We start from the raw sequence: 16,156 nt of genomic DNA, 5'->3' as shown, positions 1-16,156 counted from the left end.
CAATAAAGGCTCTGATCATAGCATGGTGGGAATAGCCAGTGCGGCCAACGCCATAATTCTTGTCATGGATATTAGATAGATCAAGAGCTGTAAAAAGCAGATAATATTTTCTGTGGAAGTTTGATCTTTGAATTAATAGTTGTAAATCGTAGAAGAGAGAAAGTTGAAAGTTTTGCATGACTTTTCCTTTCGCTTTTTGTTGTAACTTGTTATTTGAAAAGCAGTTACATTATGCCAAGGCTGGAGGGAAAAGTCAAGGAATTAATGTTCGTAACTTTCTGTGTACCAGTGAGTTGTGAATTTTACAGGAGACTAAGACAAACTAAAAAGGAGGGAGATTTTTCCCTCCTTTTTTTGTAATGCTGTGTCATTGAGGGAGAAAATTTGTTTAATAAATCTTCATTTTTTTTACTCGTTTCTGTTTTTATTTTAACATTCTATATTGGTTTCACGCCTATAAGCGCATGCGACCTCTGGGGACATCTCGCCTTTGGAAGATATATGTGTGAAAATGGGGTATTCCCTCAGCAAAATCCATTTCTTTATACTCCTCATAACATATTTATAAACTACTGCTGGCTGGCTCAGCTCATTCTATGGGGGATTTATCGCTTTTGGGGACTTTTGGGGCTGATTATTATAAAATCCCTGCTGATCGCTTTTACCTTTACATTATGCAGTTATCACAACCTGAAAAAAAACAGCCATCCTCTAGTCATATTCCTGTTTGTTTTAGGCTCTTTGTTTGGAGCTACGGGGCTTTTAATCCGCCCCTATCTTTTTACATTCCTTTTTCTGGCAGTCTCCTTGCTCCTCTTGGAAGGAGAACTCACTAAAAAAAAGTTTATCTGTTTCTTGGTCTTAACTCTCATCTGGGCTAATCTTCACTCAGCGTTCCTTCTGCTCTTTTTTGTCATAGGATGCTATATAGCCGGTGGAATAATAGAGGCAGTTTTTTACCCCGTTAGAGATAGGGAATGCACTTGGTATTTCCGCTTTGTTAAATCTCTAAGCGGGGTAAAGAATTATATTCTTCTATTAATAGGCTGTATGGGTATCTGCTTGATCAACCCCTATGGAATTGAAGTTCCGAAATACGCGTTCTACATACGCTCTCTTGGATGGGTCTTCAAATATGTAATGGAATGGAAATCTATCCCATTAAAATTTTCCGCTTTTCAGCCGTGGTTATTTCTATGTTTCGTAGTCTTTGCAAGCTTATTTGCGTTAAAAAAAAGAAACTCAAATCACTTAAAAATCTCTCATATTCTCATTCTGCTTGGTCTGGGAGTATCCAGTTTAATGTATCGCCGCCAGCTTGGCTTATTTACTCTGTCTTCATTCATTCTGCTTACTCCCGTGATCAGTGAACTTATTCACCCCGTTAGAAGTAAGTTGCCAAAGACAACTGCAACACCTTCGGTGGGGGCTTCTAATTGGGTAATATCCATAGTATTTTTTTGCGTAACAGCAGCCGTAGCTTTCACCACTATCCCTTCCCCTTTTGTGAAAGAGCTCCCTTCCGCTGGAAATTTAGTAAAAGACCCGAATCTTCCTGTTAAAGCGGTAGAATTCATGATGAATAAGGGAATCAAAGGAAAAATCTATAATGATTATGACGCAGGACACTATCTGGAGTTCTATCTTAAGAATAGCAAATTTTATATTGACGGGAAATGCCTGACCTATCCTTCATGGGTATTCCTGAATCAAAAGAAACTAGCAAAGGGCGGCGAAAACTGGAGAAAATACTTTGATGAAAGCGCAGACGCTATGATAATTCAGTGGCAAAAGTATAATATTCCTCTTTGGGAACTGGCTGATAAGTGGCATACCGTATACTGGGATGATATGTGGATAGTAGTGGTTCCACGCATAAGTAAAAATGCTCCTCTTATCTCCAAGTACGACAGAGAAGACGTCTGCACTTTTACTACTCCCTCGTCATACAGGCATTTTGTAAATAAAGGTGATAAAAAAAACCGACAGGAGATGCTGGATTATTTGAAAGAGAAGAACCTCCTGAGGTCTGATATAAAAATAGCATGGTTCATGCGGGGAAACCTGGAAGGAAGAACAGCCCTTGAAATTCTTCAGAAGACCATGGAATTTTCTGAAGAAGCTCCGGAAAGAGCAGAGTTAGTTCAACGTGCTTTCTATTGGCTTGAGCAGGCTGAGAGCCATTATACTAAAGGATTAACTGGTTCCTCTTTCCTGTGGCAGAGAGGCGTAGTCAGATTATGGCAGGGAAAAGTGGAGAAAGCAAAGGAGGATTTTGCTGAAAGCATAAAGAGAGGAACTGATAAAAAGAAAATAAGAGAGATAATAGAAACATACTTGAGCTATCCTCTGCATGAGAGAAAAGCGGAGGAACTTCTTGGATGGCTGAGCGAAGAAAAACCAGGTTTTATAAGAGCATGGTTAAAACATTAAAGCCGCACTTCTATTTAATTAGCGCTGGTTTATTTTTGTCCTTTCTCATTCTTTATTCTTCAACCTGTACACGGACCGTCCAGGGGGGTGATACCGGCGAATATATGACAGTACTCTACAAAGGCGGAGTTCCTCATCCTCCTGGTTATCCTTTATATGTGCTGGCAGGAAGAGTTTTCAGCCATCTGCCATTTGGGACTCCGGCTTTTAAGGTTTCTTTAACTTCTTCGTTCTTTGGCGCATTAACTATTGCTCTTTTATTCTTGCTTTTATTTGGACTAACGAAGGATATCCTCTCTTCCGGCTTAGCTTCGGCAATATTCGGTTTAACTCCACTTTTCTGGAGATATTCCTCAGTGGCAGAAGTCCGAACCTTAAATACCTGTATAATAACCGCAGTCCTGTTAGCAGCTTTGAAATCCCGCCGGCACACTATTCCCTTACTCTTTTTACTGGCTGGATTAGGGCTTTCCAATCATTATACAGTGGTTTTAGTCTTTCCTGTCTTTCTAACAGGTCTCTATTTTGCCGGCAGGCGCAAAAGGTTGAAAGAAATACTAAGAGAATACGGACTGGGAATATTATTCTTTCTGTTTGGACTTACCCCCTATCTTTACCTTAAATTCATAGGCAGTAAATCAAAGGTCTGGGCTTGGGGCTATACGCAATACTGGAGAGGACTGCTTCATCACGTTTTAAGAAAAGATTACAGCTTCAAGTTTTCTCCTCACAATGTGCCTGTACCTAATTTTGTTCAGGTAAAAGAATATCTTTTCTCTTTACCCGGGGAGTTTTTTTATTTTCCACTTGCCCTGGCTGTTCTTGGACTTTTTGTAACAATTTTTAAACTCATCCGGAAAAGGAAATGGTCTTTTGACAAGAAGATGCTGTATGGCTCATTCCTGCTCTCCTTCCTCTTGTCTTCTGTATTCTTCTTATCTTTAATGAATGTAGAATTCAGGGGCTTAAGCATCTTTGTAGTGCGCCGCTTCTATATTATGCCGAATCTAATTCTGGTTATATTTATGTGTGAAGGGATACGCTTTTTCTTAAAATGGAAGAGAGAGAATATATCCGCATGGAGTAAAATTTCACTTATTGCGCTCTCTGTTTTGATATTTATCCCATTGAACTATCCAAAGGTGAACTTAAGGAATGACACTATTATTCAGGATTATTGTATAAATGCATTGAAAGGAGTAGAAAAGAATGGCTTAATTCTCGGTTCTACCGATACCCATATAGGAGCATTTCTTTACATAAAAGAAGTTCTGGAAATTCGCAGGGATGTCCAACATATGACGACGGGAATGTTGGGCTTAGATTGGTGTCACAAACGATTGCTATCAAATGTACCTAATATAAAATTGGCAGAAAAGTATAGAAAGAATAAAGTGGAAGAATTTATCCAGGCTAATATTGACAGATTTTCCATCTATATCACAGATTTTTTTCATCCTAGCTTTAGAGAAGAAAAATGGAAGTTTTATCCCTCTGGTGTACTTATCCGACTTCTATCCCCTGGGGAGAGACCACCCACTATTCAACAGGTGGAAAGAATAAACAAAAAATTATTTTCCAGCTACCAGTTTCACCATTCTTTTCTCCCCGAAAAGGGGAAAACGCGTTCTTCTATCTTTTATGAGTATTATGCTCTGCCCTGGCTCCTTATTGGAAAAGCTTATCAGAAAAATAATAATCTTGAAAAAGCCCAGGAAAATTATGAAAGAGCCCGAAAAATTGTTCCATGGAAGACAGGATTTGATAAATGGTTAGGAATAAGTAAGGAAATAGGCAGACCACAGATTTGATGTTATAAATGTTGTATGAAAATCATCAAAATTTTGGTGTTACACAAAGTTATTGATTTTGATTTTATAGTAGAAATTTGATATTATCAAGTAACATAAGAGGTTATTATGAAAACGCAGGGGCTCTTGGATGTTATAAAAGAAATAAACAATCTTAAAACGAAGAAGATAATTAAAGATTATGCCATAGGTGGCGGTATAGCGAAAAGCTATTATTTAGAACCACAGTTTACATACGATCTTGATCTCTTTATTTTAATTGATAGCATGGATGACTTTCATAATGTCTACGATCACTTTCGTCGGGAAAAATGCAAGATAGAAAATGTTTTTATAACTATAAAGGGCGTGCCCGTCCAATTCCTGCCAAGTTTTATTCATCCGCTCATTCAAGAAGCCATCAAAAACAGCAAGAAGATATATGTTGATAAAATAAGAACAAAGGTGCTGACAGTTGAATATCTTATCGCCACTTTGCTTATATCATTCAGGCAAAAAGATAAATATACAATAGTACAGCTATTGCCCTCTGCTAATATGGATTTGCTAAAAAGAGTGTTGAAGCAGTTCACAAATAAAGAGTACCCAATTCTTGAAAGATTCAAAGAGATAACGGAGAAAAAATGAAAAAGCTTCTTAATGTAAAAACCGCAAAAGAATTCTGGCAGGTGTTTTCACAAGAGAGGAAAAAGACTTTGCAAAAACAAAGAAAATACCCATTTCTTAAAAAACTCAAGATGCTGGAAAAAATGGACAAACTAACACTCCGTTGAGTAAGGAGAAACAAGGGGTATAATCTTATGATAGTTTTGATAAATAAATACAGGATATATTGTTAGTGCAAAATAAGAGCTTAAATTTAATCATCTCCCAAATCATTATATTTTTATTCTTTTCAAGAAGTGTTTTTGCAATCAGCAAAATTGAACGAATACTAAAGGATCATCCTGTTAAATTTAGTTTTATAATCTTTGGCGCTTGCGGAGTTTTTGTAGGCATTTTGTTGCTTTTGAGCTACTATAAGGCGGTCTTTTCTGCTATCAGACATCTCGTATATCCCAGTTTTTCTTTCTTTAAGGACAAAAAGGAATTTGAAAGGCATATAATTCCAACAGGAGAGATTGGAGATATATCCCTACAAAATGCAAGATTGATTGTGAAAGAAGCAGAGGGAAAAGTCAAAGAATTTCTTATGACCCCAAGAAAGGAATTCTGGATCGGTAGAGATGAGGATAACCAATTAATTCTGGATGAAGTAACTGCATCAAGAAGACATGCAAGGATCAGGCCACAGACAGATGGATATATAATATATGACTTACACTCCAAAGGCGGCACATTTATAAATGGCAAGCTTATTCAATCTCATATATTAAAAACAGGCGATGAAATAGGAATCGCGCATATAAATATAAACATTATCTTCAAAAAACAGGATGAAGAAATAGTTAAGATAGAACCAGAAAAAGAGAAAAAAGAAAAATATCTCGGCCCTGAGCGCAGAAAATATCCTCGCCTGGATATGAAAGCAGCTGTCAATTACCTTGCATATTCTCCAACAGGTATTAGCAAGGATGAGCAAGCCTATACAGAAAATATAGGCGGGAACGGAATTTGTATAACAACAGCTGACTGCATAACAAGGAGCACAATCATTGAACTGGAAATAGAAATTCCCGGTTATAGCTCTCCAATTAATGCCCTCGCACGTGTTATATACTCAAGAAAAAGAAGAATGGATAATGATTTTGATACAGGGCTTCTCTTTACTGATATTTCTGATGAAGAAAGAAAATACATTATTGATTACACAAACAGTAAAATAGCCAGATAGTACCGGGAGCGAGATTTGAACTCGCACAGGATTTCTCCCACTAGCCCCTCAAGCTAGCGTGTCTGCCAATTTCACCATCCCGGCAGAAACATCTTGAACCTCTGTGTATAATAGCAAATTTTGATTTGATGTCAAAAAGAATTCAGGTGATTCATGATTAAGGTTAATGAAATTTTTAAAAGCATTCAGGGCGAGGGGAGCTTTGCCGGCAAATTGTGCAGTTTCGTAAGACTTACAGGCTGTAATCTCAGATGCAGCTACTGCGACACAAAGTATGCTTACGAAAAAGGGGATGATTTATCTATAGAAGAAATAGTCCGAAAAGTAAAGATGCTGGGTCCGAATCTGGTAGAAATCACAGGAGGAGAACCTCTTCTGCAAAAACAAACCATTGAACTGATTGCCACTTTAATCAAGCAAAAATACATTGTTTTAATTGAAACAAATGGCACTATTGGTATTAAGAATATAAATCAACACGCAATAATAATACTTGATTTGAAATGTCCGGGAAGCAAAATGAGCGTCAATACGCTGTGGAAAAACATTGAGTATTTAAGGAAAAAAGATGAGGTTAAGTTTGTGATAGGCGACAGAAAGGATTACGATTGGGCAAAGGATATAGCAGAAAAATACAACCTCAATCAACGAGTAAACAGTGTTCATTTTTCGCCCGTTTATGGTAAACTGGTTCCCAAGAAACTCGTTGAATGGATTTGCCATGACAATCTGGACGTTAGAATGCAGATTCAGATTCATAAATATATATGGGGACCGGATGCGAGAGGCGTTTAGATGAAAAAGGCTATAGTTCTCAGCAGCGGAGGAATTGATTCAACAACTGCAATGGCTATTGCTAAAGCAGAAAACTACGAGTTGTACTCATTAACTCTTGATTATGGACAGCGTCACAAGATTGAGATTAAAAGCGCTAAAAAAGTTGCTAGTTCTTTTTGTGTCAAGGAACACAAAATCATAGTGGTAGATCTAAGGGAAATTGGAGACTCTGCACTAACAGCTAATATAGATATCCCGACAGATAGCATCTCAATGGAAATACCTGTTACGTATGTTCCAGCGAGAAATACTATATTCCTTTCTATTGCATTGGCCTGGGCAGAGGTTGTTGGAGCAAACGATATATTTATTGGGGCAAATGCAGTTGACTATAGTGGTTATCCGGACTGTAGACCAGAGTACTTAGAAGCGTTTGAAAACCTAGCAAATCTCGGGACTAAAGCTGGTATTAAAGGAAAAAAAACAAAGATTCATGCGCCTTTACTCAGAATGTCTAAAGCAGAAATTATAAAAAAGGGCATTGCATTAGGAATTGATTATTCCATAACCTGGAGCTGTTATAATCCACGTACTGGCAGTAAAGCGTGCGGAAAATGCGACAGCTGTAAATTTAGATTAAAGGGATTTAAGGAAGCTGGTTATAAAGATCCTGTACAATATTCCACATAGGAGGAAGCAAAATGCCTAAAGAACGCATAGATAATTTAACGATTCTTGGTAAAAGCAAAATCAAATATCCCACTTCTCCTGATAAAGCCAAGCTGGAAACATTTGAGAACAAATATTCTAAGAGAGATTATTGGATTAGCTTTGACTGTCCTGAGTTTACATCAATATGTCCTGTTACCAGCCAGCCGGATTTTGGCATAATAACAATCCGCTATATACCTGATAAAAAGTGCATAGAAAGTAAGTCTTTGAAACTATATTTATTCTCTTTTAGAAACTTCGCTACGTTTCACGAAGAGGCTGTTAACAGAATTCTTGATGATATTGTAAGGGCATGTAATCCAAGAAAAGCTCTGGTTACCGGAGAGTTCCTTCCCCGCGGAGGAATAAGCATCAATGTAGAAGCAAGCTACCCTGAAGAATCAAATTAGAAACATATTTTTTGGATCTTCCAGATATCCCTTAACCTTTTGCAGGAATTTTGCTCCAAGTGCACCGTCTATGCATCTGTGATCAAAGGAGCATGTAACCTGCATCATTGAGCGAATACCGATATTCCCATCAATAACAACTGGTTTTTGTTTTATCCTGCCAATAGCTAAAATCGCACTCTGCGGAGGATTGATAATTGCTGAAAAATTATCTATTTCAAACATTCCCAGATTACTGATTGTGAATGTTCCTCCTTCATAATCGGATGGCAGGAGTTTTCCTCCTCTTGCTTTTTTTACAAGCTCATCACGCTTCTTAGAAATATCTGATATTGCAAGCTTATCCGCATTTCGTATAACAGGAACAACCAGACCATCATCCACAGCTACCGCAAGTCCAATATTTATATCTCCAATAATCTCGATTGAGTCTCCCTTAAAAGAAGAATTTATTTCTGAATTTTCAGATATTGCAAGAGCTGAAGCCTTTATAATAATATCATTAAACGCAGGCTTTGGTGATTTTTCAGCTCTGGCTTTTACACATTCTGTCATATCTATCTCTGTTGAAAGATAAAAGTGAGGAATCGTTTGCTTGCTTTCCTGGAGCCTTTTCGCAATAACCTTTCTTATCCCGCTTAATGGGATTATCTTTGCAGCAATTTTTTCTCTGCCCTCTGCCTTTCCTCCAAAAGCAAGTATATCTTCCTTGACAATCCTTCCGCCAGGACCGGTTCCGTTAACCTTTGTTATATCAACGCCTTTTTCCTTTGCCAGTTTTTTAGCTAATGGAGAAATCTTTATTCTGACTTCTTCTATGACGGATTTATCCTGAACTTCTTGAATAGGTTCCTCAATAGATACCTCTTTCTTTTCCTCTTGCAATTGTTCCTGTGGCTTTTCAGGTATCTCCTCATCCATACTGGAAGCAATGTATCCAATAACTGCTAGAACTGGCACAATATCTCTCTCTTTATGAACAATCTTTCTGAGCACTCCATTTGCAAATGATTCTACTTCAAGAGTTGCTTTATCAGTTGTAATCTCAAGAAGCACATCTCCTTTTTCTACTTTATCTCCTTCTTTTTTTAGCCATTTGCCCACTGTTGATTCCTCAACGGTTTGGCCGAGCTTCGGCATTATAATTTCTTTAATCATTGGCATACCTCCTTAACTGCATTTATTACATTTTGTTTGTTTGGAATAGCCGCATCTTCCAACACAGGACTCATTGGAACAGGCACATCTACAGCGCAGACCCTCTTCACAGGAGCGTCCAATAAATCAAATCCATGCTCCATAACCAGCATTGCAATTTCACTGGCTACATTACAAGTTTTATAGCCCTCTGAAACTATAACAAGTTTAGAGGTCTTCTTGACAGATGTTAAAATAGCATCAAGATCTAAAGGCTTGAGCGTTCTTGGATCAATGACTTCTGCTGAAATATTATCCTTTTCAAGCTCTGCGGCAGCTTCCATAGCTACATGGAGCTGTCTGGAATATGCCACAATAGTAACATCACTGCCCTTTTTCTTGATATCAGCAACTCCCAAAGGGATTATATAATCAGTTTCAGGAACTTCTCCCTTCATAGCGTAAAGCATCTTATGTTCAATAAACACAACTGGATTATCGTCTCGAATAGATGCTTTTAGAAGCCCTTTTGCATCATATGGAGTGGATGGCATTACAAGATATAATCCGGGTACGTGCATTATCCATGCCTCAAGACTTTGGGAGTGATGAGCTGCAATACATCTGCCGGCTCCACCCTCAGTTCTGAGTACCATGGGAACCGTAGTTTTTCCACCAAACATATATCTCATTTTTGCTGCCTGATTTACAAGCTGGTCCATTGCCTGAGTAATAAAATCAATATACATGATCTCTGCAATTGGTCTCATGCCTGTTATTGCAGCGCCGATAGCAGCGCCAACTATAGCTGACTCGGAAATTGCCGTATCCCTTACTCTTTCCTCTCCAAACTGTTCATACAACCCTTTTGTTGCCCCGTATGCTCCTCCATATATCGCTACATCCTCGCCCATAACGAGGACCCTATCGTCTCGTTTCATTTCTTCCTGCATTGCTTCAACAAGTGCGTCTTTATATAATATTTCTCTCATCTTATGGCACCTCCATTTAATAAGTCTGCCGGAGAAGGCGCATAAATATCGTCCATTAGTTCCCTAACATCAGGATACGGACTTTCAATGGCAAATTTCTCCGCGCTTTCTACGGCTTCTTCAGCCTGTTTCTCAATTTGAGCAATCTCTTCCTCTGTGAGAATTTTATTGTCTGTTAATTTTTTACTGAACTGCTTAATAGGACACTTGTTTCTCCATTCCTTTTCCTCTTCCTTTGTTCTGTATGCTCTGGGATCACTTCTTGAATGTCCGAAATATCTATATGTTTTACACTCTACAAGCGTAGGACCATCTCCCTTGCGAGCTCTTTCAACAGCTTTTTTTATGGTTTCTTTGACATCAAGTATATCCATACCGTCACAGATCATGTTTGGCATGTCATATGCTTTGGCTTTATCCGCCATGTCCTGCACTGCCGAACATCTGTTTGCAGCGACACTCATTCCATACAGATTATTTTCGCAGACAAACACAACCGGAAGTTTCCAGACAGCAGCCATATTTAGCGATTCATGAAAAATTCCGTTGTTGGACGCTCCGTCTCCAAAGAAACACAAAACCACTTGATTTGTCTTTCTCATCTTTGCAGATAGAGCCGCTCCAACTGCAACAGGAAGATTGCTGGCAACTATACCTGTTGCTCCGAGATTTCCCTTTGTAACATCTGCAATATGCATTGAGCCGCCGCGCCCTTTACAATAGCCTGTTGCTTTACCGCAAAGCTCAGCCATCATTTCCGGCAGCTTGCCACCTTTTGCAAGACAATGTCCATGTCCGCGATGTGTACTTGTAATGTAATCATCTTCTTCTATTGCACTGCACGCTCCAACTGCAACAGCTTCCTCTCCTGCATAGAGATGCGATGCGCCCTTTATTATGTTTCTTGCAAGCAGTTCCATAACCTTTTCTTCAAATAAACGTATGTCCATCATTTTACGCAGATAACCGATTAATTCTTCTTTAGACTCTTTCATTCCATTCTGCTCCTTTATGTTTATGGTTTTATAATTATCTTCATCTCTTTTCCTGTCTCTGCTCGTGCTATTGCTTCGGCTAAGTCGTCAAGTTTAAAATTCCTTGTTATGTATTTTTTTATCTTTATCTTCCCACTTGCTATCAAATCTATAGCCATTTGATTATGACAAGGACTGGATCCGTGGGTACCGGTTATAGAGCACTCCTTATAATGAACAGCATTACTATCAAACTGTATATGGGGCTTATCTTTTGGCAATCCTCCGAAAAAATTCACATTGCCAAGATTTGCAACCATTTTCAGCGCGTCTTCCTGCGCCTTGCCAACTCCGCATGCAACTATAATCTTATCTGCTCCCCTGCCTTGTGTTAAATCTTTAACCAACTTGATACTGTCCTGCTTTCTTGAGTTTATAAATAAATCCGCATCTACAGTCTTTTTTGCAAACGCCAGTCTTTCTTCTGACACTTCTATCATCACAGTTTTTGTTGCTCCTATTGCTCGAGCGAGTTCTGCATGCAAACATCCCATTGGACCTGTGCCTATTATTACTACAGTATCTCCCATACCTACATTTGAAAGCTCCTGCCCGTTTATAACGCATGCCAAAGGCTCTGCAAGCGCCCCTTCTTCAAACGAAACATTATCAGGCAGAATGTTTACGCATCCATTATCTACGGCAATTTTCGGGACAATCATATACTCCGCAAATCCCCCATTCCAAAAATATCCGATTGCCTGCAGATTTTCACACATTGCCTGCTTTCCACGATGGCAGTAATAGCAGTCTCCGCATGGAACAGCCGGAGCAATCGCAACCCTGTCCCCGGATTTATATTTAGAAACGTCTTGCGCAACTTCAATTATCTTTCCGGTCACCTCATGTCCTGTAACACGCGGAAAAGTAATAAGCCTATGCCCGTGATGAAAAATCTTTATGTCAGTTCCGCAGACAGCGCAGGCTTCTACTTTTATAAGCACTTCTCCAATCTGCGGTTTTGGTGTGGCGATTTCTGTAATCTTAAGCTTCTCAATATCTTCCAATAATGCTGCTTTCATATCAATTCTCCTTTAACAAGTTTTGCTATTTTGCTTTGTGGATCAATTTTACAAATATTCTTAAAAACAAAATCTATTCCTTTTTGTTTGATTGAATTTGCCAGCCGGCAAGCTGATGGATCTTCCGAATAATCATATTTCAATGCGGCTGCGATCCCTTTGCATATATTTACAGGCTTTATACCATACTCTGAAACCAGTTTTGCAGAGCCTATTAAACGGTCATTTGGCCCCAGTTTACGTATTGGATCTCTCCCTACTCTGCATATTGTATCTCCAAGCGCTTTATTAGCAAACCTGGACAGCAAATCATCAACATGCTCATAGTGCTTTTGCGAATTAAAACCATGTTTCTTAATAAGCGCTTCCCCTGTTTCTCTTAAAGCTCCTGTCACAACAGAGTATATCTCTTTATCTTCCAGTGCTTCCCATACAAACTCATATCCCTTTTGATAACCAAGGTAAGCACATATAGAATGCCCCGCGTTATGTGTATATATCTTTCTTTCCTCATAAGCATCTATGTTCTCATACGGAACCATGCCCTTTATATCGGGTATTTCTCCAATAAACCCCTCTCTGTCAACTGGAAGCGTACAATACTCTTCAACGGCAATATAAAGTGGATCTTTTTCTGAAATATTCCTAGGAACCACAGGAACCATTCTGCTGACAACCGACTCCACAAGTCCCAGATTCCTTTTCGCATAATCCCACAAAGTCTTATCAAGAGATTCCAGAACAAGTTTCCTAAGCACCTGACCGGCGCCTAAGAGATTTTCGCATATTATGATATTAAGAGGTTTCTCTATATTCTTCTTTTTTCTTTCCGCTAATCCACTCGCTATGAGCGGTGCTATTTTTTCAAGAACGCTATTGCCGACGGCGGTTACAGCAACGTCTGCAGAAACAAGTTCTGAAGTCACTGCTTCGGTGTCTCTTGCATTTATTGCCTTGATGTTTCGAACCTTTAAAGATGATGCCATTTCCCCAACTATGTTAATTTTATAGGAACCTACCCGGTTTATTGCTGATATAACCTCTTCATTTACATCTATAAATGTTGTCTCATAACCGGACTGAAACAAAAGTTGTCCTATAAATCCTCTTCCAATATTTCCAGCACCAAACTGCACAGCTTTTTTCATACAGTAATTACCTCTATCCCTTTCTTTTGGAACTTTTTTACTAATCTTTTAGAAATACCTGTGTTTGTAATTAATTTATCAATACTATTTATGGAAGCTACATTTGCAAACGCCAGTTTGCCAATTTTGCTGTAATCCGCGACAACAATCACCTCTTTTGCTCTTTCAATCATAGACCTCTTTGTCTTTGCCTCAATAACATCTGTTGTTGTAAGCCCTTCTTCATATGTTAGACCAATCGTGCCTGTAAATAGCTTATCAATATGCAAATTCTCCAGTGTCTGGTTTGAAATAGGCCCTACAAGTGTCATGTTCATTCTGCGCAGATTTCCACCTGTTACAACAACATTAACATCCGGCAGATTTGCCAGCTCAGCAATTATCTTTACTGAATTTGTAACAACCGTTAGATTCGCCATATTCGGTAAAATTCTCGCTATCTCGAGCGTAGTAGTGCCGCCATCCAGCGCAATTGTATCGCCATCTTGTATCATTTGAACTGCCTGTTTTGCCACTCTTAATTTCTCATCCCTGAATTGAATTTCTTTTTCTGAGAGAGAAGGTTCAAAGCGTACGGAATCTATATTAACTGCCCCGCCATGCGTTCGCTGGATCAACTTGTTTTGTTCCAAGACATGCAGGTCTCTTCTTATGGTTGATTCCGACACATCAAGCTGCTCGCTTAGCTCCGGAACAGATATGCTCTTTTTGCTATTTAAAATTTCTTTTATCTTTTTATGTCTCTCAACTGTGAACATGCTTATTCTTACCCATATTTGCTCATATTTGCTTGATTTTAGATTATGTCATGCTCATATTTGCTTGTCAAGCAAAACAATTGACATAATCGAATAATATTTTAATAATATAAAACACGCTAAAAATAAAATATTGCTAGGACAAAATGAGACAATTTTCTCTTTTAATAAAACCTGCATCTGCTGACTGTAATCTTCATTGTCCATATTGTTTTTATCTGGATAGGAGTGCTCTCTATCTCAAAATCAAACGTCATCGCATGTCTGATGGGGTACTTGCGCAAATGATTTCCAGCTATATGAAAACAGAGCAGAAACAGTATGCTTTTGGCTGGCAGGGGGGTGAGCCAACCCTTATGGGTGTTGATTTTTTTCGCAGAGTGACTGAACTTCAGCAGAAATATGGCAAGAGCGGGGCTTTAGTGGCAAATGGACTTCAAACAAATGCCACACTAATTGACGGGGAATTTGCCAAGCACCTTGCAAAATACAAATTTTTAGTAGGAGTTAGTCTTGACGGACCAGAGAATATTCATAACCGCTACAGAATTACTGCTGATGGACATGGATCATATACAGATGTCTTAAGAGGCATAGAACATCTAAAACAGAACAATGTGGAGTTTAATATTCTGACTCTTGTTACTTCAGCAAATGCAAAAAAAGCCAGGGAAGTCTACGGTTTTCTCTGTGATATGGGATTTTTCTATCATCAATATATTCCATGTGTGGAGTTTGACAATAAAGGACACCCCATGCCTTTTTCAATTAGTGGAGAGGAATGGGGTGATTTTCTGTGTGGAATCTTTGATAAATGGATCAAAAGGGATATGAGAAAAGTCTCTGTGCGCCTGTTCGATTCTATCCTCACATTGATTGTAGACGGTGTATATAATGTCTGTCATATGGGGGATAACTGCTGTCAGTATTTTGTTGTTGAACATAATGGAGACATATATCCATGCGATTTCTTTGTTGAATCGAATAAAAAACTTGGAAGCATAGTGAATGATTCATGGGAAAAACTTCAAACTTCTCCAAGATACATAGAATTTGGCAAAAAGAAAGCTCTTTGGAATAAGGAGTGTGACAGGTGTGAATATCTTAAATACTGCTCAGGTGATTGTTTAAAGCATCGTCTTTATAAAAGAGATAACTCAAGAAATTTGAGCTGGCTATGCAAGGGATGGAAGCGGTTTTTTAATCACTCTCTTCCTGAATTCAAGAAACTTGCGCTGTCAATCAAAGAGCAACGTAAATATGTCACTTTGAATTAAGGGCAGTGTATAAAGCATCTGCTATAACCAGATGTCCTGTGAGGTTTGGGTGAACAGGCTCTGCGCAAAATGTATCAGGCTCATGATTTTTGAGCAGCCGTTGATATATCTTGTGTGTCTTGATGTGAAGCGCGTTATATTTCACACTAAGTTCATCAACAATCTGTAAGTATTCTGGCAATAATTTCAAAACAGCACTGCGAAATGAGTCTGGCGAAGTCTCATTACTTATATAAAAAGGATCTATGAGGATAAGTTTACACGCAGGTAAAGTAGATATAGTCCGTGAGATAATGTCCTGATATGCTTCCCTGTATAACTCTGGAGGGACTGCATCTGAACTTCGCCTTAGAGTTCTGTGAATATCATTTATGCCAATCTTAATCGAAAGCCAGTCAGGTTTATTACGCAAAACATCGTCATCCCAGCGATTCCTTAGTCCTGTAACAACATCACCGCTTATACCTTTATTAATAACAGTTATAGCTTTTTGATGTTCTCGAATTATTAGCATATCCGAGAATAATTTAACGTAGCCGTTACCCAATGGGCGTTCAGTCGCACGTCTTCCACAATCCGTTATACTGTCTCCTATAAAGAGAATTGTTTGTCCATCCCTGATTTCCATTTTGCCTCCCTGTTACGTTATTAACAATTAACGGTAGAGATTGTATGATGTGCTGGCTGGGCACATAGGTAACACTTTTTGTTTAAGATTCTCATTGTGATTCTCAATATATCTCATGGGTGTTAAATAATCAAGCGCTTGATGAGGGCGATTAAAATTGTACTCAATCAGCCAATTTGTTACA

Annotated in this window: 16 protein-coding genes and 1 tRNA gene; 9 read left to right on the top strand and 8 right to left on the bottom strand. The window is 38.6% G+C overall.

The window, feature by feature from the left end; genetic code table 11:
* The first annotated feature begins 384 nt into the window (after positions 1 to 384).
* The 5 genes from Q7J67_01005 to Q7J67_00985 all read left to right on the top strand — a co-directional run bounded on the left by Q7J67_01005 (position 385) and on the right by Q7J67_00985 (position 6,078).
* On the top strand, positions 385 to 2,433 hold the full coding sequence (locus Q7J67_01005) for a hypothetical protein (protein MDO9463873.1): 2,049 nt from the start codon (positions 385 to 387) through the stop codon (positions 2,431 to 2,433).
* Positions 2,382 to 4,244 (top strand): DUF2723 domain-containing protein, encoded by a 1,863-nt coding sequence (locus tag Q7J67_01000; protein MDO9463872.1) that lies wholly within the window; start codon positions 2,382 to 2,384, stop codon positions 4,242 to 4,244. The genes Q7J67_01005 and Q7J67_01000 overlap by 52 nt, the downstream gene beginning before the upstream one ends.
* A 108-nt stretch (positions 4,245 to 4,352) precedes the next feature.
* A complete protein-coding gene (locus tag Q7J67_00995) occupies positions 4,353 to 4,871 on the top strand; it encodes a hypothetical protein (GenBank protein ID MDO9463871.1) in 519 nt (172 codons plus the stop codon).
* Positions 4,868 to 5,017, top strand: a complete 150-nt coding sequence (locus Q7J67_00990) for a hypothetical protein (GenBank protein MDO9463870.1) — start codon at positions 4,868 to 4,870, stop codon at positions 5,015 to 5,017. Before Q7J67_00995 ends, Q7J67_00990 begins: the two co-directional genes overlap by 4 nt.
* Positions 5,018 to 5,082: 65 nt before the next feature.
* Positions 5,083 to 6,078 carry an FHA domain-containing protein gene (locus Q7J67_00985; GenBank protein MDO9463869.1) on the top strand — a complete coding sequence of 332 codons (996 nt, stop codon included), beginning with the start codon at positions 5,083 to 5,085 and terminating at the stop codon, positions 6,076 to 6,078.
* Here Q7J67_00985 and Q7J67_00980 read toward each other — a convergent pair.
* Positions 6,079 to 6,162, bottom strand: a tRNA-Leu gene (locus Q7J67_00980).
* Between the two features lie 69 nt (positions 6,163 to 6,231).
* On the opposite strand from Q7J67_00980, the gene Q7J67_00975 reads away from it, so the two are divergent.
* Genes Q7J67_00975 through queF form a run of 3 tightly spaced genes read left to right on the top strand, consistent with a single transcriptional unit; the run spans position 6,232 to position 7,976 of the window.
* On the top strand, positions 6,232 to 6,873 hold the full coding sequence (locus tag Q7J67_00975) for a radical SAM protein (GenBank protein MDO9463868.1): 642 nt from the start codon (positions 6,232 to 6,234) through the stop codon (positions 6,871 to 6,873).
* Entirely contained in the window at positions 6,874 to 7,545 is a 672-nt protein-coding gene (queC, locus tag Q7J67_00970) for a 7-cyano-7-deazaguanine synthase QueC (protein MDO9463867.1), read from the top strand.
* Positions 7,546 to 7,556: 11 nt separating this feature from the next.
* Complete coding sequence (queF, locus tag Q7J67_00965; GenBank protein MDO9463866.1) at positions 7,557 to 7,976, top strand: preQ(1) synthase; 420 nt, start codon at positions 7,557 to 7,559, stop codon at positions 7,974 to 7,976.
* Here the strand turns inward: queF and Q7J67_00960 are convergent.
* From Q7J67_00960 to Q7J67_00935, 6 genes are read right to left on the bottom strand one after another with little or no spacing between them, the layout of a single operon-like run.
* Positions 7,968 to 9,134: a dihydrolipoamide acetyltransferase family protein gene (locus Q7J67_00960; GenBank protein ID MDO9463865.1), complete on the bottom strand. Its 1,167-nt coding sequence runs from the start codon at positions 9,132 to 9,134 to the stop codon at positions 7,968 to 7,970. The two genes, queF and Q7J67_00960, sit on opposite strands and share 9 nt — an antisense overlap.
* Positions 9,131 to 10,105 carry an alpha-ketoacid dehydrogenase subunit beta gene (locus Q7J67_00955; protein MDO9463864.1) on the bottom strand — a complete coding sequence of 325 codons (975 nt, stop codon included), beginning with the start codon at positions 10,103 to 10,105 and terminating at the stop codon, positions 9,131 to 9,133. Before Q7J67_00955 ends, Q7J67_00960 begins: the two co-directional genes overlap by 4 nt.
* Positions 10,102 to 11,100: a pyruvate dehydrogenase (acetyl-transferring) E1 component subunit alpha gene (gene pdhA / locus Q7J67_00950; GenBank protein ID MDO9463863.1), complete on the bottom strand. Its 999-nt coding sequence runs from the start codon at positions 11,098 to 11,100 to the stop codon at positions 10,102 to 10,104. Before pdhA ends, Q7J67_00955 begins: the two co-directional genes overlap by 4 nt.
* A gap of 20 nt (positions 11,101 to 11,120) precedes the next feature.
* A complete protein-coding gene (locus Q7J67_00945) occupies positions 11,121 to 12,161 on the bottom strand; it encodes a zinc-dependent dehydrogenase (GenBank protein MDO9463862.1) in 1,041 nt (346 codons plus the stop codon).
* Positions 12,158 to 13,309: a mannitol-1-phosphate 5-dehydrogenase gene (locus Q7J67_00940; GenBank protein MDO9463861.1), complete on the bottom strand. Its 1,152-nt coding sequence runs from the start codon at positions 13,307 to 13,309 to the stop codon at positions 12,158 to 12,160. Before Q7J67_00940 ends, Q7J67_00945 begins: the two co-directional genes overlap by 4 nt.
* Positions 13,306 to 14,067, bottom strand: coding sequence for a DeoR/GlpR family DNA-binding transcription regulator (locus Q7J67_00935; protein MDO9463860.1), 762 nt, complete (start codon positions 14,065 to 14,067; stop codon positions 13,306 to 13,308). Before Q7J67_00935 ends, Q7J67_00940 begins: the two co-directional genes overlap by 4 nt.
* Positions 14,068 to 14,213: 146 nt before the next feature.
* Here Q7J67_00935 and Q7J67_00930 point away from each other — a divergent pair, with 146 nt between their 5' ends.
* Positions 14,214 to 15,344, top strand: coding sequence for an anaerobic sulfatase maturase (locus Q7J67_00930; GenBank protein ID MDO9463859.1), 1,131 nt, complete (start codon positions 14,214 to 14,216; stop codon positions 15,342 to 15,344).
* Here Q7J67_00930 and Q7J67_00925 read toward each other — a convergent pair.
* The gene (locus Q7J67_00925) at positions 15,331 to 15,972 is read right to left on the bottom strand and encodes an SGNH/GDSL hydrolase family protein (GenBank protein MDO9463858.1); all 642 of its coding nucleotides are present in this window, start codon (positions 15,970 to 15,972) and stop codon (positions 15,331 to 15,333) included. The two genes, Q7J67_00930 and Q7J67_00925, sit on opposite strands and share 14 nt — an antisense overlap.
* Positions 15,973 to 16,156: the final 184 nt, after the last annotated feature.

It is taken from the genome of bacterium, assembly GCA_030652805.1.
GTDB lineage: Bacteria > JAHJDO01 > JAHJDO01 > JAHJDO01 > JAHJDO01 > JAHJDO01.
This window is presented reverse-complemented; position numbering and strand designations above follow the sequence as displayed.

Bases quoted from the DNA above. Each gene is read 5' to 3' on its own strand.
- Q7J67_00995 (MDO9463871.1), top strand. From the start codon at position 4,353: ATGAAAACGCAGGGGCTCTTGGATGTTATAAAAGAAATAAACAATCTT.
- queF (MDO9463866.1), top strand. From the start codon at position 7,557: ATGCCTAAAGAACGCATAGATAATTTAACGATTCTTGGTAAAAGCAAA.
- Q7J67_00930 (MDO9463859.1), top strand. From the start codon at position 14,214: ATGAGACAATTTTCTCTTTTAATAAAACCTGCATCTGCTGACTGTAAT.
- Q7J67_00990 (MDO9463870.1), top strand. From the start codon at position 4,868: ATGAAAAAGCTTCTTAATGTAAAAACCGCAAAAGAATTCTGGCAGGTG.
- Q7J67_00940 (MDO9463861.1), bottom strand. From the start codon at position 13,309: ATGAAAAAAGCTGTGCAGTTTGGTGCTGGAAATATTGGAAGAGGATTT.
- Q7J67_00925 (MDO9463858.1), bottom strand. From the start codon at position 15,972: ATGGAAATCAGGGATGGACAAACAATTCTCTTTATAGGAGACAGTATA.
- Q7J67_00960 (MDO9463865.1), bottom strand. From the start codon at position 9,134: ATGATTAAAGAAATTATAATGCCGAAGCTCGGCCAAACCGTTGAGGAA.
- Q7J67_00975 (MDO9463868.1), top strand. From the start codon at position 6,232: ATGATTAAGGTTAATGAAATTTTTAAAAGCATTCAGGGCGAGGGGAGC.
- Q7J67_00935 (MDO9463860.1), bottom strand. From the start codon at position 14,067: ATGTTCACAGTTGAGAGACATAAAAAGATAAAAGAAATTTTAAATAGC.
- Q7J67_01000 (MDO9463872.1), top strand. From the start codon at position 2,382: ATGGCTGAGCGAAGAAAAACCAGGTTTTATAAGAGCATGGTTAAAACA.
- pdhA (MDO9463863.1), bottom strand. From the start codon at position 11,100: ATGAAAGAGTCTAAAGAAGAATTAATCGGTTATCTGCGTAAAATGATG.
- Q7J67_00945 (MDO9463862.1), bottom strand. From the start codon at position 12,161: ATGAAAGCAGCATTATTGGAAGATATTGAGAAGCTTAAGATTACAGAA.
- Q7J67_00955 (MDO9463864.1), bottom strand. From the start codon at position 10,105: ATGAGAGAAATATTATATAAAGACGCACTTGTTGAAGCAATGCAGGAA.
- queC (MDO9463867.1), top strand. From the start codon at position 6,874: ATGAAAAAGGCTATAGTTCTCAGCAGCGGAGGAATTGATTCAACAACT.